The following is a 13,575-nucleotide window of genomic DNA, read 5'->3' as shown; positions in this document are numbered from 1 at the left end:
AAAAGCTTTTAGAAAGAAAATGTGGGGGAGGGTTTGATGAGGGTGTGGCACAATCTGCCCTCTAGGGGTAGAAAATTATTTGAGACGTTATGCAGGTAACTCAGGTGTCTGCACCCTCAATCATCTGTGCATAAAACCTCAGAGATTCAAGTGCATCTTCCTTATTGATTTTAGTCATGACAAAGCCCGCATGCAGAAGCACAAAATCCCCCACGCACACTTCCTCACGCATTAAATCCAAACTCGCTTCCCTTTGCACACCCATAGTTTCTAGCACGGCGGTGCTACCCTCAATGGAAACTACCTTAGAAGGAATGGCTAGGCACAAGGCGCACCCCTAAAATACATGGGCAGATTGATAATTGCGCGCTCTATAATCCGCCAAAAAGTCCTTGAAAGCCCGCAAACCATTTAGGTCTTGGTGGCTGAGTGTAAAAATGGGCGTGTCTGGTTTGAGTTTACTCATGTCCTCTTGCACCTGCGAGAGCCTGAAATTGAACACTTCCATTAAATCTGCCTTACTCACCACCACCGCATCGGCGCACAGAAACATCGTGGGGTATTTGAGCACCTTATCATCTCCCTCAGGTGTGGAGAGTAAGACGATATTCATCGCCGCGCCCAAATTGTAACTCGAAGGACAGACTAAATTGCCTACATTTTCAATAATGAGGTAATCACTCTGCTCAAAAGCCCCCTTTTCTTTCAAAATATCATATGCGCTCTCTACCATAGCCGCCTCCAGGTGACAAGCCTCTCCCGTGGTAATCTGCTGGGCTGAAATACCCTTTTGAAGCAGCCTTTGCGCATCTCTGTTGGTTTGCAAATCCCCCTCAATGACGCAGAATTTAAAATCTTCAAAACCCGCTAAATTCTCCAACAAGGTGGTTTTACCACTGCCTGGCGAGCTCATAAAATTGAGAACATATAACCCATCAGATTCGTAGCGTTTCTTCATCTCGAGGGCTTTTAGATCGTTTTTGCTGAGAATTTTCTCCACTACAGACACATCCTTTTTGCTTAAATTGGGATTATTGTGGAGCGATTGAGTTCTCTGGGATGTTGTTGTTTGCATACACTCTCCTTATCTGTCAGCATCGAGTACATGCTAGCACAAAAGGTTAAATCAGCTGTTAGCCCTTGGTAACGCCTAAGAAACCCTCGTTGTAAGCAATTTTGTTATAATGCATACATGGATGTACGAGAGCTTTTTTTAACCCTATTTTACGCAGGTAGATTTCCTAAGGGGCCTGGCACGGCTGGGAGTGCGGTTGCGTTGTTCTTAGGTTTGCCCATTTTATATTTTTCGGCCAATACTCTGTTTTTGAGCGCGCTGTTGATTGGTCTAATTGCCATTAGACAAATTGACATCTATGAGGAGCAGACCCAAACCCATGATGCCAAACACATCGTAATCGATGAGTTGGTGGGCATGTGGATGGCCATGGCAATTGTGGGCTGGAGCGCAGTGGGCATTGCGGCTAGTTTTGTTGGTTTTAGGCTTTTTGATATCTACAAACCCTCACTCATTGGAAAAATCGACACACAAGTCAAGGGCGGTTTAGGAGTGGTGGGGGATGACGCTTTGGCGGGAATTTGCGGGGGGCTTTGCGCGCTCGCGTTCACCCGACTCCTAGACAAGTTATTTTAGGGCAATGCCAGCTAGGCCCAGATAGTATCTGGGCATCTCTTTACAAGTGTGCGATAATTACCTCACCAAACTCAGAACTTGAAACCTCGGTTGCGCCCTCCATTAAACGCGCAAAGTCGTAGGTAACTTTTTTGCTCTCAATGGCTTTTTGCATGCCCACTACGATTAAATTGGCTGCCTCCACCCAACCCATGTGGCGCAACATCATTTCCGCACTCAAAATAATAGAGCCCGGATTGACCTTGTTTTGTCCGGCGTATTTGGGGGCGGTCCCGTGTGTGGCTTCAAACATTGCCACGCTGTCGTTCATATTGGCTCCCGGGGCGATGCCAATCCCGCCCACCATCGCGGCTAATGCATCGGAGATATAATCCCCATTTAAATTCATGGTCGCGATTACATCGTATTCAGCAGGGCGTAGCAAGATTTGTTGCAAGAAAGCATCGGCAATCATGTCCTTAATCACAATCTCTTTACCAGTTTTAGGATTTTTGAGCGTGCACCAAGGACCCTTATCCAGCAATTTGGCGCCAAATTCTCTTTGGGCTAGGGCATAACCCCATTTCATAAACGCCCCCTCCGTGTATTTCATAATATTACCTTTGTGCACGAAGGTCAGGCTAGCACGATCATTATCGATGGTGTACTGAATTGCCTTGCGCACAAGTCTTTCTGTGCCCTCTAGGCTAATGGGTTTAATGCCTACACTGCTTGTTTGGGGAAAGCGGATTTTTTTAACATGCAACTCTTCTTGTAAAAACTTGATGAGTTTTTTAGCTTCTGGGGTGTCCTGGTTAAATTCAATGCCCGCGTAAATGTCCTCGCTATTTTCGCGGAAAATCACCATGTCCACCTTACCAGGCTCTTTAACAGGGCTGGGGCTAGAATACCAGCGCACGGGCCTCAAACACACATACAAATCCATTTTTTGGCGCAAGGCCACATTGAGGGAGCGAAAACCCTCGCCTACGGGGGTGGTTAGAGGTCCCTTAATAGAAACTTTAAAGTGATTGAGCGCATCAATGGTATCGGGCAGCAGCCATTGTTCCTCCAAACCCAGACCTTCTTTATCTCTGAATTTGTTATAGCATTTTTCGCCTACAAAGACCTCATACCATGCGATCTTTTTCTCTCCCTTATAGGCTTTTTGCACGGCCGCATCCACTACTTTACGCATCACTGGAGTAATATCTACGCCAATGCCATCGCCCTCAATAAAGGGGATAATGGGGTGGTTGGGCACATGTAACCTGCCATCTCTATAAGTGATTGCCTGCCCCTCTGTGGGCTGGGATAAATACTTAGGATTGTAAGACATAAAACTCCTTGAAAATGAAGATGTAGCATTGTAGCATAATTGATAGCAGGAGCGATGAGTCGCCACTCAGGCGCAATCAAGCTAGCACCCTTGAGAATGTAGCTCAGGGGCCTGCTGGCGCAACTCTATGATAGGAGTCGTGTTAGGAGAAAAATTGGAGAGGTCCAAAGTGTAAAAGGTGTTCTGCCCTGCCTCATAACCCACCACTACCAGAGAATCATCGACTAAAGTTAGCGCGCTGGCGTTGTGGATTTGGCTAGGCAGACCATAGGCATCTAACACCTGCGCACTCATCGGGTCGATGACCAAAAGCGTGTTAAACGCCTTGCTCAAGGCGAGTAGTTTTCCTTGATAGAGGGCTAATCCGGTGATGTAAAATTCGCCTAGATCACGCTTAGGCTTTAGGGGGTTATTTGTGCTAGCCTGCACGACGCGCTCAGAATCCAAACCCAAATCTCGATCGAGCATGCGCACTAAGATCAAGTCCTTGTAGCGTTGGTTAGGCACACTGAGCATGTAAGTGTAGACCCCATCGCTCCTAGCACTCAACACATAGTAAGTAGAGGCACGACTGGTGCGCAGGCGACTGCGTCCCAGCTCCTCAAAGTGATCTGCACCCTGCAAAAAGTTGACAAAATTATTCCCAGCCTTGGGATTATAGCGCACATCAGCACTGCTCTTATTCTGCCCCATCACGCGAATCAAATTGCCCACCATGTTCACCCCGACAAAATTCTCTACGGTAGCTGCATAATATTTGTCGAGCACAAAATGCGTAACCAGCGTTTCTAAGTCTTTATTAGCCACATAAAAGCCCTCTTTTTGTGTGCCAATTAAAAAGGTATTTTTAAAAAGCGCGTTATCTCCAGCAAAAGTATCTGGAGAAAAATACACCTTGTCAGATTTATGCACAGGGGCGCAACCTTGGGAGGTCATGGACATGGCTAAAGGATTTTTAGGGACAACGATAGAAGTGCTAGGCGCGCTCAAGAATAAGAGATCGCTAATGGGGGCGTTAAGATTCAATGAGCTGATTTTTTGGGATCGCAGAGTTAGTTCTTTGTGGATTTCTAGGGGGGCATTGTGGTAGTCATAATCCCAAGTGTACTGGGCATCGGCTAAAATGGGGGTGTCTACGATTCGCTTCCCCAGTTGTCTAGGAAACCCCATGTGTTGCCAATTTTTCGTGCTCCACACATTTTCTCTCCAATTCCAAGAAAAGCGGATAGGATCACCCTGCCCTAAATAGGGAACGGGACCTGTAGAGATAAAAGCCTGCACCATGTTGGTGATCGCAATCACACCCACAACTAGAAAAGCCAAATTATTGGCCTTGCTCAAATCTCTATAAGTGCGTCGGGTTGTCTGAGTATAAACCCCTCTTTCTTGAGCTAAAGTTTGCAAGCTGGGTGCAAAGCATAGGAGAACCCCCAATATCAACACCACTGCCCAAAACACCACATGTGCCCAAAATTGCGTGTGCAATCCTAAAATGGTGAGCGCAAAGCCCTGCCCCACATCCTCTAGGGCGTGGTTACCATAGTGGTAAAAACTTTGATACAAGCCCCCAGCCGTTATTAAAAGCAAGATGGCTAGATACTTGGGCTTGAGCCCATAGCGCAAAATAAAAAGCCCTGCTACGCCTATATAGAGCATACTTTGGCGTTCTGCCCAGCATTGAATGCAGGGGGAATCCCCGTAAATAAAGCCTAAAACGAGATTGCCAATGCCCACAGGCAAAGCCACAATGCCAATAACGGCTAAAGAGAACAGAAAATAAAAGGTCTTAGATTGCTTCATGTTGTCTACTTCAAAGAAAATTCATGGTTTAGAAATTCTACAAATTCACATTGGGGAAGAAGTTCGAAGTGTGGGCGACAAACATCACCAACTCCACCAAGCACGCCAGCATAAAAATTCCAAAAGCCAATTTTTCTGATTTGGGCTTGAAAAAGAGCAAACAGACCACGACCAAAATCGCCAAAAAACCTAAAAACTCCACCGCGCACTCCTTGACAAGTTTTCCCGCCTACGCTACTGGAGTATAGCACAAAAGCAGGGCGATCACACTAGGGTAGGGGCACGCGAATAGGGGCTCTTTTTGCCACAATGTTAATCACATCAATAATAGAGGTTACCATGGAAGAGAGCACACCGATAGAAACCCCCTAAAAACCCAATTTTTAGACTTACTCCAAGATCAAGAGGTACAAGAAGCAATGCTTAAATGTCTTATCCAGTGCTCCAGAAATCTGTTTTTAAGCCAAGAAAAAAACCGATGCAACGCACATTGCAGGGCAAGAGCAAAGAGCGCGCCAAGAATACCAAAAGGTGCAAGCAGAATTGCAGGGCTATAAAACCCAGCTAGCCACTTTAGAACAAGATTTAACCTGCAAGAGGCAGACAGACAAAAACAAACAGAGTTAAAGCGCACGCAAGAAGCCTTAAAGCAAGCCCACTCAGATTAGATAGACACAAAGTCAAAGCTTGCGAATTGTTTTTAACTTTGCCTATAAGTGTGAAACAAGGCTTATCTAATCTCTTTAAAGGGGGCGATCCACTTGCTTTTTGTCCGCCGGTATTCAGGGTAAAAATATCGACATCATTTGGGATTACACCAACAATGCACTTAAAAGCGACACAGAGGGCGCGCAAACCCTCATAGAAATCTTTTACGCCCTCTTTGCCTACTACGAACAAGCCACCCTCTACCAACTAGACCCCTTAGAAGTCGGGCAAACTTACGACCCCACCAAGCACCAACGCCACCGCTCTAGCACCAATGCGAGCGGCAAAATTACCCAAGTGTTGTTGCGGGGCTTTAAACACGCTAGAACCGGTGAAGTCAAACGCCAATCTGTCATCAAACTTTAAGGAGGATGCTATGGAACGCACTAAGACCATCAAGGGCATTTATCTCACTCAAGAACACCTTGAAAAGAGTTTGAGAACAACGATAACCTTTCAAACCCTAAGCATTCTTTTACTAAGCATGTTAATGCTTGTTTTGAGATTTTTAAACAAAGTGTGGAAAAAGCAGAAGTGATCGCCCTTGATAGCATCAGCTTTTACTTGCCCAAAAACAATGTCTTTGGGTTTGTGCATAACCATTACGCTAGATGGAGGTGGGGTTATAATGAGGATAAGCCATTGAGGAGAAAAAGGGAGTAGAACTTAGCCCTGAGAGCTGGGTAACCCTAAGCACACATGTACAAAAGGCAGGAGGCACAGATGCGCATAAGGCTCAAGTTTTAGAGGGAGTACTAGACAATTTTAAGGGTGCAGACATGGACAAACTCACCCAACATTTAGAGGGTAAGTTAGAGAGCACTTCTGATCGGATTTTGATCTCTGATAAACTCAATGACATGTATCAAGTCTTGAACCCGGATATGAGTGCTAGAGAGGTGTATCAAGAAGTGAAAAAATTTGAAAAACCCGTTGCGATAGGAAAGATTGATGGCTAATTTTTTCATCGTGCATGTAAATGGTCAAATTGGGGTGGGAGTGTTTCAACCTGGTGGTTTTGAGGTGTTGCGGTGTGATGGGGAGTTGTGGCAAGAGTTTGACTCTGAGAGCTTTTGGGAGTGGTTTATAGACAAAGCGGGGCTAGATATTGACGCAGGGCATGGTTTTGTGATTGCAAGCGGTCAGGAGAGTTTTACAATTCCTGCAGAAATACGCGTTGCAAGTAGTCTTGATCTCACACAGGAAGCCATGCAACAGGCTTTAGGATATTTTGTTAGACATGCAGAAAATCTTCATCTAATGACTTACCCTGAGGGCTTTCAAATCGTAGAAAGAACACCAATCCAACAAACCCCACAGAGCCAACAGATTCCCCAAACAACACAAGCTCCCCAAGTGCAGAGCGCGCCACAAAATAACTCCTCAAACCAATATGGAGCTTTGTTGCGCTATTGTTGGCGTAAAATGGAGGAGTATAGAAAAAATGAGACTTTTTGTAACTAGGAGATTAGAGTCTCCAAGTGCAACCCCCTACCAGGCCTAATCTTACACAACTGTGAACCGCTCCTCCCTAAAGGGAGGAGCTTCCTAACTAACAGAAACCAGCGTTTCTGAGCTCGAAAGGCTTTGCTGTTTATAGTCCGCAAGGCTAGTCCCTAACCCAAAAGACTTACAGACCCACTGATATGGGCGGAGATCAGTTGCCAACCTGTCATCGTGCTAGTTTTTAGTGGCTAGAATGAGCGCATCCAACTCTGCCACATCAGGTTTTCACTAACCTCACTTACCTATTGCAAAAATAGCCTTTCTTTTCTTAGAGTGCGCTTACATCTTAAGCCCTAAAGGACGGAGTTTTACGCGCAATTTGGATAAAGGCGCAACTTTTATAATCTTAAAGAAATCTTAGCAAATGTGAACCAACAACCTACTAGACTCAAAGAGCGTGATGATTTAGGTATTTTGAGATCAAATTTGAGCCATCCAGCAAGAATAAGGCAACGTATAAGCATTGTTCTCGAGTATAACGCATAGAGAGACTGCGTACATCTATTTTTAGCGTCAAGCTTTAAGTGTTATAACAGCGCATAAACGCTTATTTTAGGGATTGTAGTGGATCTTTCGAGTAAATGAAAGATCGTTAAACAACAAAATAGTCGTTGCACAATCCAACCCCAACCATCTCAAACTAAGTCTAAAAGCAAGAAAAGCGCATAAAAAGATAACAATCTAAAATTCCCATAAAACCACTCAAGAGAATACATAGCATTTCTAGCCCCATAGATGGGTCATTCAACGCGATTTAGAACAAAACCATACTAGATAACCCCTACCCCTAAATGCGCTTAAAATACGTTTTTAGAGCCATTTTTGATTATAAGCTGTAATCTTGTTCTCACAGCTATCCAAAAGCCTCAAAAGTTCTTGTGTGTAAGCCCATTGATACCACTACCAGCTAAAATCCTTGCAAATCCTCTCACAAGAACTCAAAATGCTTCGCTTTACATCCCTAAAACACATCTTCTCTCCTCTTCATTTCAAAACACCTTAGTAGACCCCTCTGGAACGCTCTATAATCAACACAACACCCCTCAACCCCCCCAAACCCTATCTGCACCCCTAAAGCGTTATATGGCCCTTTAAATTCAATTTTTCTCCTCTCAAAAGCTCCAGGGGGGTGTGGGGGTCTCCCCCACAGATAATTTCTCAATGTAAGCAGTGCGCTAGCACTGAATTCCTGAGAATTTCATGGTCGAGAGCATCCAAGCTAGCCCACAAACTAAAAGAATTTGCGCGCAGTTTAGGATAAATGGGTGTTTAAACCCCGAGATGATGGAGGTAATCGCTCTAGACAGAAAGTATATACAGCTGTTTCAAGTCTGTGGCAATGAGTACATCACTCTTGTGTTTGAAAACATTGATACATTTAAAGACAGATTCTTAAACACTGCCCACAAAAGCAAGAATGCCAAAGCCACAAAAACTTCCCCTAAAGCAAACACTTCCACCCAAAATACACCCACAGATGCAGACCAACATACAGAGATTTATGTGTTGCAACGACCCATGCCTACACAAGGAGGTAAGTTAGTAGCAGATTGCAAAAATGGTAGGCTCTACACTTTTGAAAAAGTGCAACTCATCGCTAAAATCAAAGACGCAGAGCAGGATGTTCTATCTCTGTTTAAAATCCTTGAGCCCACAACTACAGACCTAGAGATCGCTAAACGCCACCATAGAGACAAGAAAGAGATGGACTTTTTTAAGAGAGAAATCCCTGAGTGTGATGCTCCTGATTATTTTGCTTACACCTTCAAACATAGTAACGACATAGACGCTTGGCGACTTCAAAACATGTTCTAAAATTGCCTACAATAGCTGAGTAAGCTAAAAACCATGTCTTAAAACAACGAACCAATTCAAATACTAAATTTTAAGGCGCAGATCAGCTCTGAAAATATACAACTAACGAGTATGCACCAACCGCAATTGAATGTCCACTTTTTTTAATATTAATTCCATATTAATGATAAAAATTATGTGAAATAAAAGATTTGTTGACGTTTAAACCAAATGCGGATGAACATGGTAAAATTCGCCCCTATGAGCGTAACAACTTTTACTCTAATTTTTCTTTTCGTCTTCTTTTGCATGAACCTCTTTAGCTATCTGAGGCTAAGGAAGTCTACCTATCCCTTTTTGCGCTTTCTTCCTATTTGTCTGTATGGTTTAAACATTCTCTATCGGGTCGTGCAGATGAAAGTTTTTGCCCATTTGGAGGCGTTACATACTTTCTTGTATGCCCTAGGCGGGATGAGTATGGCTGCAAGTTTTATTCTGTTCTGCCTGCTATTATTGCACTCCATCGCGCTTAAAACACTTCCTCAAAGCACAGATACGCACAGACGCCAAAGCCTTAAAAAACTTTTGGATATAGGTCTACTAGGGATTTTCTTTACCTCTATGGCAAAGGGCTTTTACAATTCAACCAATCTTGTGATCACAAGGCGGAGTGTCAAGCTAAAAAATTTAAAAGAAGCGTGCCACCTTGTAATGATCAGCGATGTGCACATAGGTGCGTATCTTAAAAAAGATTACTTGCAAAAGATTGTCGATCGTATCAATGCGCTTGATCCGGATATCGTCGTGATTGTGGGAGATTTGGCGGATTTGAAGGCGGAGTTGGTGCAAAAGGATTTAACCCCGCTTAAAAGTATCCAATCTAAATATGGCGTATATTGCGTACTTGGCAACCATGAATATTACCACGGGGTGGATGCGCTTGTTGAAGTGTTTAAAAAGAATCATTTACGCGTATTACAGAATGAGAGTGTTCAAGTTGCAGGGCTTAATCTAATGGGGGTAAATGACCTTATAGGGTATCGCTTTAAGCGTTTTGAACCCGATTTTAAGACTATCTTTACCCAAGCCGACCCCAATCTGCCCAGTGTTTTACTCTCCCACCAACCCAAATCCTTAACACATTTGGAGCAAAAACCCGATTTGATCTTGTGCGGACACACCCATGCTGGGCAGATATTCCCCTTTACTCTCTTGGTGTGGTTGGATCAAAAATACATCTACGGGCATTATCATTTAAAAGGTTGCCAAATGATTGTGAGTAGCGGTTGTGGCTTTTGGGGACCACCTGTACGCATTTTTACCAAGAGCGAAATCGTGTCTATCCATTTAGAGCCTGAAAATCAGATGAATTTTTAGAAGCGGTTTTTTGGGCATTTTTTGGAGTCTAAATCTGCTTGGATTTTTAAGACAAATTCTCTAATGGCTTCTAAAAAGTGTGAATTTTTGCGTTTAAAATGCTCTACAATCGTTTTAGGATGGTGAGGTGCTGCAGGTATTCTTTTTTGCAAAATCGTGCTCCAAAATGCTTAGAAACGCTATGTTTAATCTTAGTCGTGAGTTAGAAGGATTTTAATGGACAAAAAACAAGCTATCAAACAAGCTATCAAACAAGCTTTACATGTTGCCAATATATTCTTATTTTCCCTGATTGTGTTTTTCATCGTTTTTATTCCCGATAATGATTTACGCGCGCGGGGAATTCATATAATTTTCTTTACAATGTGCCTTAAAATAAGTTCTGTCATTTTAGCGTTGTGCCCTGATAAACGCATCTCTTTAGGACTCATTGCTTTAGGATTTGTGTTATGTTACTCTGTCATTATCCCTCCTCCAAGATACATGGGAGTAATCGTACTTAGCGTAGGAGCTCTCATCTTTTGGGCATATATTGGTGATAAAAAATGGTTGCTTTTCTCCATTCCGCTTTTTTTAATCGCTATTACTATCATTGCTTTTGTCTTGTTTAAGTTGCATGGATGGAGAGCGTCCATATTAAAGACCATGCTGAACTACTATGGCATTGTATTTTTTTGCGTGTTTTGCACTTATCCCATGAGAAACGCGCATTGGTTTTTGCATTGTTGGATGACTATGGTTGTTTCAGTTCATTTCAACCTTCCTCTTTTTAGCTTGGGGCTATCTTCCTTATTTTTGATAGACACCCCTAAATTTAAAGTTCATAAACTCACAAATATAGCCCCCCCTAACGGGGGGATATAGGACTTTGTTGTATTGTATAATGCCTTATCTTATTTAAAGGGTTGATTGATGGCTACACAATCAGGTAATATTGTTGATGCTGGTGATGATAATGCTCAAGAAGGCAATGTGAGCAATAGCACATAATGATGAAGTTAGAGAGATGTTTCGTTTGAGCTCATTTCAAAAACCCCATTTTTAGAGATGCCTCCTTGTTTATTTTTGGGTTATTAGTGTATATTGCGTTTATGTGGCTGGTTCTATTGGCGGTTCTATCCGCGTTTGTACATGCAGAGAGCGACGGGGTTTATGTGTAAGCGGGGTTTCAGTATTCTCGTATCACTCAAGACAGCGCTACTAGCGAAATAAGCACGCAAATGGTGCAAAAAAAGATAGACCTTGCTAAAGTTTTTCCAGAAACTGGTTGGCATGCACCAGGTGCAAGGGATGTACCATTTAAGAGCCCTCCTTGGAGTGGCTCTAATAATCCACAACATAATCGTTTCACGGCACTAGGTGACATAGAGAAATGGAATGGCAAGAGCGATATTGACGCGGCCATAGTCCAATACGAAGAAAGCGAGCAACTCTTGATTCCTGCGTGGGTATCCTATACCATTGAAAGTGCTCAAGCAGCTACACCTAGCGCACCTAGTAGTGTTGTGGGGAATCTCCTTGATCAGTTGGGAGGCTATGTTAAGTTTACTATGGATAAGTATAAAAAGGACAAGTTTGATCAGGTCCCCCGGCTTGTAGCAGATTACGCACCGTTTGAAGCTACCAGCCAGCAAGTGGCAAAATCTTTAGGAATAAGTAAATTGTCCTGGGATTTGGAGGGTAGCGCCACCATCTCCACTTTGCAGGCCCAGATGAGTATATTAGAGAATGCTGCCAATACACTGACCAAGACATTATTCAATACGCTCATCAGTGCTCCTAATGGAAATCTTGTGGTTCCAAATCCTACTCAAAGGAGTAATATTGGCTCATCTATTAGATACACAGTAAGCCGAGTCTCTGCCCTTTCTCAGGCGGCTCAGAAAGTTTTGAAAGAATACTATCAAGCCTATCGCACAGAGTTTTGGAACAGCATCGAGACAATCCCTTCCACGATGCAACACCGCTATACAAGTGCTAATCTTTATGGATTTAATATGCAGGTGGGTTACAAACAGTTCTTTGGTAGAAATGAGCGTTGGGGATTGCGTTATTATGGGGGTTTGGGGTATAGCAGAGGTAAGGGGGCAAAACAAACTTATGATATTAGCAATGTCGTCTATGGTGTAGGTGTGGATGGTCTGTGTAACTTCTTTGAAAGCGAAGATCATAACACCACTAGCGGACTGTTTTTAGGGTTGATGTTGACGGGGAGTTCATGGATAATTAACAGCGCAATGTTACAAACGGCTCTAAGTGCTTGTAAAAGCAACAGTGCTTGTAAACTACAAATGGGACGGAGTTATTTTCAACTGCCTTTAACCTTTGGTTTTAGGACCAATGTTGGCGAACACAATGGTTTTGAAATAGGCACACATATTCCTCTACTGTCCATGCCAAGATATTACGCTACAACATCTACAGATTATGGAACGATGGGGATTTTTAAAACAGCAATAGGATTCAAGCGCAATGTTTCGATGTATTTTAACTAGGTGTATAGTTTTTGATGTTGTGAAATGAAATGGGCGATTTTTTTGAGATTTAGTGGCAATTTTGCCCTAGTGTTAGGTGAGTTGTTTTAATCCAGTCCGATACATACCCAGCTTTCTCTTAAAGTTTTTCTCTGACCATTAAGTTACATGAAAAAGTAAGGTGAAGTGTGACAAAATCACCACAAATACTCAGTAAAGGAGGTATGTTAAAAATCGTGAACGACCGAGTAAAGATTGTGGTAAATTAGGAGTGGTTTTTCTAGTTTTTCTTTTCTTATTCAAAAAATACAAAAAGTGCGGCATCGTGCAAAGTGTTCGTAACCCTCTTACATGTATTCTTTCTAAAATGCTTCTCTTGACATGCAATAAAAGTCGAAGAATCTATCACAATCCCCGCAATCGCTCTGATACCCTCAACCCGTCTACCAATACCCCAATCCCCAAAACGATTGTAGGACATTTACACACTCCTCTCCCCCTTTAAGAGCCACGGGTATACTTCCCTGCACATCATCTTTACACCCTTACTCTCCCCTTTAGGCTTTCTACCTCCAGGCTTTTTAGGCTGAACTTGCATTTGTGTTGCCTCTTGTTCTTTAGCCACCCTTTCTATTTCTGCTTGTATGTGCGCTCTCTCTGCCTGCATCTGTGCTTTAGTGCGTCTAACCCGTTTGGGTTTCTCAAAGAGCATGGCCATTGTGCTTTGATGTCTATAAGCTCATTGACCAAATCCCAAACCTTTGCTTGCTCCAGTTTGGTTTGAATCTCATGCAGGCGTTGCGTTTTTTGCATGAGCTCTTGAGAGTTTTGGATTCTCTCTAGGCCATTAACATCTACCTTGTTATTCATTCTGTGAACCACCCACCAAAGACGACTGGGCTTCTTGTTTCAACAATCCATAACTAGCTATATCCAGTATGTAGCCA

Annotated in this window: 17 protein-coding genes; 9 read left to right on the top strand and 8 right to left on the bottom strand. The window is 43.1% G+C overall.

Going from position 1 to position 13,575, the window contains the following annotated elements; genetic code table 11:
• Nucleotides 1-100 precede the first annotated feature (100 nt).
• Nucleotides 101-328, bottom strand: coding sequence for a HypC/HybG/HupF family hydrogenase formation chaperone (locus tag KCO92_RS06735; RefSeq protein WP_104695275.1), 228 nt, complete (start codon nucleotides 326-328; stop codon nucleotides 101-103).
• Between the two features lie 9 nt (nucleotides 329-337).
• Entirely contained in the window at nucleotides 338-1,075 is a 738-nt protein-coding gene (gene hypB, locus KCO92_RS06730; protein ID WP_104695274.1) for a hydrogenase nickel incorporation protein HypB, read from the bottom strand.
• Between the two features lie 117 nt (nucleotides 1,076-1,192).
• Between hypB and KCO92_RS06725 the strand changes: the two genes are divergently transcribed.
• Nucleotides 1,193-1,651 (top strand): phosphatidylglycerophosphatase A family protein, encoded by a 459-nt coding sequence (locus KCO92_RS06725; protein ID WP_104695273.1) that lies wholly within the window; start codon nucleotides 1,193-1,195, stop codon nucleotides 1,649-1,651.
• A gap of 40 nt (nucleotides 1,652-1,691) precedes the next feature.
• Here the strand turns inward: KCO92_RS06725 and icd are convergent, their stop codons facing one another.
• From icd to KCO92_RS06710, 3 genes are all read right to left on the bottom strand, one after another.
• On the bottom strand, nucleotides 1,692-2,969 hold the full coding sequence (gene icd, locus KCO92_RS06720) for an isocitrate dehydrogenase (NADP(+)) (protein ID WP_104695272.1): 1,278 nt from the start codon (nucleotides 2,967-2,969) through the stop codon (nucleotides 1,692-1,694).
• 81 nt (nucleotides 2,970-3,050) lie between these two features.
• Nucleotides 3,051-4,769, bottom strand: coding sequence for a disulfide bond formation protein B (locus KCO92_RS06715; RefSeq protein ID WP_104695271.1), 1,719 nt, complete (start codon nucleotides 4,767-4,769; stop codon nucleotides 3,051-3,053).
• 37 nt (nucleotides 4,770-4,806) lie between these two features.
• A complete protein-coding gene (locus tag KCO92_RS06710) occupies nucleotides 4,807-4,971 on the bottom strand; it encodes a hypothetical protein (RefSeq protein ID WP_199766100.1) in 165 nt (54 codons plus the stop codon).
• Between the two features lie 566 nt (nucleotides 4,972-5,537).
• Here KCO92_RS06710 and KCO92_RS06705 point away from each other — a divergent pair.
• From KCO92_RS06705 to KCO92_RS06680, 6 genes are all read left to right on the top strand, one after another.
• The gene (locus tag KCO92_RS06705; protein WP_104695270.1) at nucleotides 5,538-5,843 is read left to right on the top strand and encodes a hypothetical protein; all 306 of its coding nucleotides are present in this window, start codon (nucleotides 5,538-5,540) and stop codon (nucleotides 5,841-5,843) included.
• 10 nt (nucleotides 5,844-5,853) lie between these two features.
• The gene (locus KCO92_RS06700; RefSeq protein WP_158653549.1) at nucleotides 5,854-6,015 is read left to right on the top strand and encodes a hypothetical protein; all 162 of its coding nucleotides are present in this window, start codon (nucleotides 5,854-5,856) and stop codon (nucleotides 6,013-6,015) included.
• Nucleotides 6,016-6,256: 241 nt separating this feature from the next.
• On the top strand, nucleotides 6,257-6,436 hold the full coding sequence (locus KCO92_RS06695) for a hypothetical protein (RefSeq protein ID WP_104695269.1): 180 nt from the start codon (nucleotides 6,257-6,259) through the stop codon (nucleotides 6,434-6,436).
• Nucleotides 6,429-6,941 (top strand): hypothetical protein, encoded by a 513-nt coding sequence (locus KCO92_RS06690; protein WP_104695268.1) that lies wholly within the window; start codon nucleotides 6,429-6,431, stop codon nucleotides 6,939-6,941. Before KCO92_RS06695 ends, KCO92_RS06690 begins: the two co-directional genes overlap by 8 nt.
• 1,242 nt (nucleotides 6,942-8,183) lie before the next feature.
• The gene (locus tag KCO92_RS06685; RefSeq protein WP_199766162.1) at nucleotides 8,184-8,798 is read left to right on the top strand and encodes a hypothetical protein; all 615 of its coding nucleotides are present in this window, start codon (nucleotides 8,184-8,186) and stop codon (nucleotides 8,796-8,798) included.
• A gap of 336 nt (nucleotides 8,799-9,134) precedes the next feature.
• A complete protein-coding gene (locus tag KCO92_RS06680; RefSeq protein ID WP_233710439.1) occupies nucleotides 9,135-10,154 on the top strand; it encodes a metallophosphoesterase in 1,020 nt (339 codons plus the stop codon).
• Here the strand turns inward: KCO92_RS06680 and KCO92_RS06675 are convergent.
• Nucleotides 10,151-10,306, bottom strand: coding sequence for a hypothetical protein (locus KCO92_RS06675; RefSeq protein WP_158653548.1), 156 nt, complete (start codon nucleotides 10,304-10,306; stop codon nucleotides 10,151-10,153). The two genes, KCO92_RS06680 and KCO92_RS06675, sit on opposite strands and share 4 nt — an antisense overlap.
• 64 nt (nucleotides 10,307-10,370) lie before the next feature.
• Here KCO92_RS06675 and KCO92_RS06670 point away from each other — a divergent pair, with 64 nt between their 5' ends.
• Both KCO92_RS06670 and KCO92_RS06665 read left to right on the top strand, forming a co-directional pair.
• Nucleotides 10,371-11,018 carry a hypothetical protein gene (locus KCO92_RS06670; protein ID WP_104695267.1) on the top strand — a complete coding sequence of 216 codons (648 nt, stop codon included), beginning with the start codon at nucleotides 10,371-10,373 and terminating at the stop codon, nucleotides 11,016-11,018.
• Nucleotides 11,019-11,374: 356 nt separating this feature from the next.
• Entirely contained in the window at nucleotides 11,375-12,649 is a 1,275-nt protein-coding gene (locus KCO92_RS06665; RefSeq protein ID WP_233710438.1) for an outer membrane protein, read from the top strand.
• Nucleotides 12,650-12,923: 274 nt separating this feature from the next.
• Here KCO92_RS06665 and KCO92_RS06660 read toward each other — a convergent pair whose 3' ends face one another.
• Both KCO92_RS06660 and KCO92_RS06655 read right to left on the bottom strand, forming a co-directional pair.
• Nucleotides 12,924-13,109 carry a hypothetical protein gene (locus tag KCO92_RS06660; RefSeq protein WP_104695266.1) on the bottom strand — a complete coding sequence of 62 codons (186 nt, stop codon included), beginning with the start codon at nucleotides 13,107-13,109 and terminating at the stop codon, nucleotides 12,924-12,926.
• A complete protein-coding gene (locus KCO92_RS06655; protein WP_210647475.1) occupies nucleotides 13,110-13,340 on the bottom strand; it encodes a hypothetical protein in 231 nt (76 codons plus the stop codon).
• Between the last annotated feature and the right edge of the window lie 235 nt (nucleotides 13,341-13,575).

Origin of the sequence: Helicobacter salomonis (genome assembly GCF_017979425.1) — a bacterium.
In the GTDB taxonomy this organism is placed as follows: Bacteria; Campylobacterota; Campylobacteria; order Campylobacterales; family Helicobacteraceae; genus Helicobacter; species Helicobacter salomonis.
The sequence above is the reverse complement of the archived record's forward strand: the minus strand, read 5'-3'. Positions and strand labels throughout refer to the sequence as shown.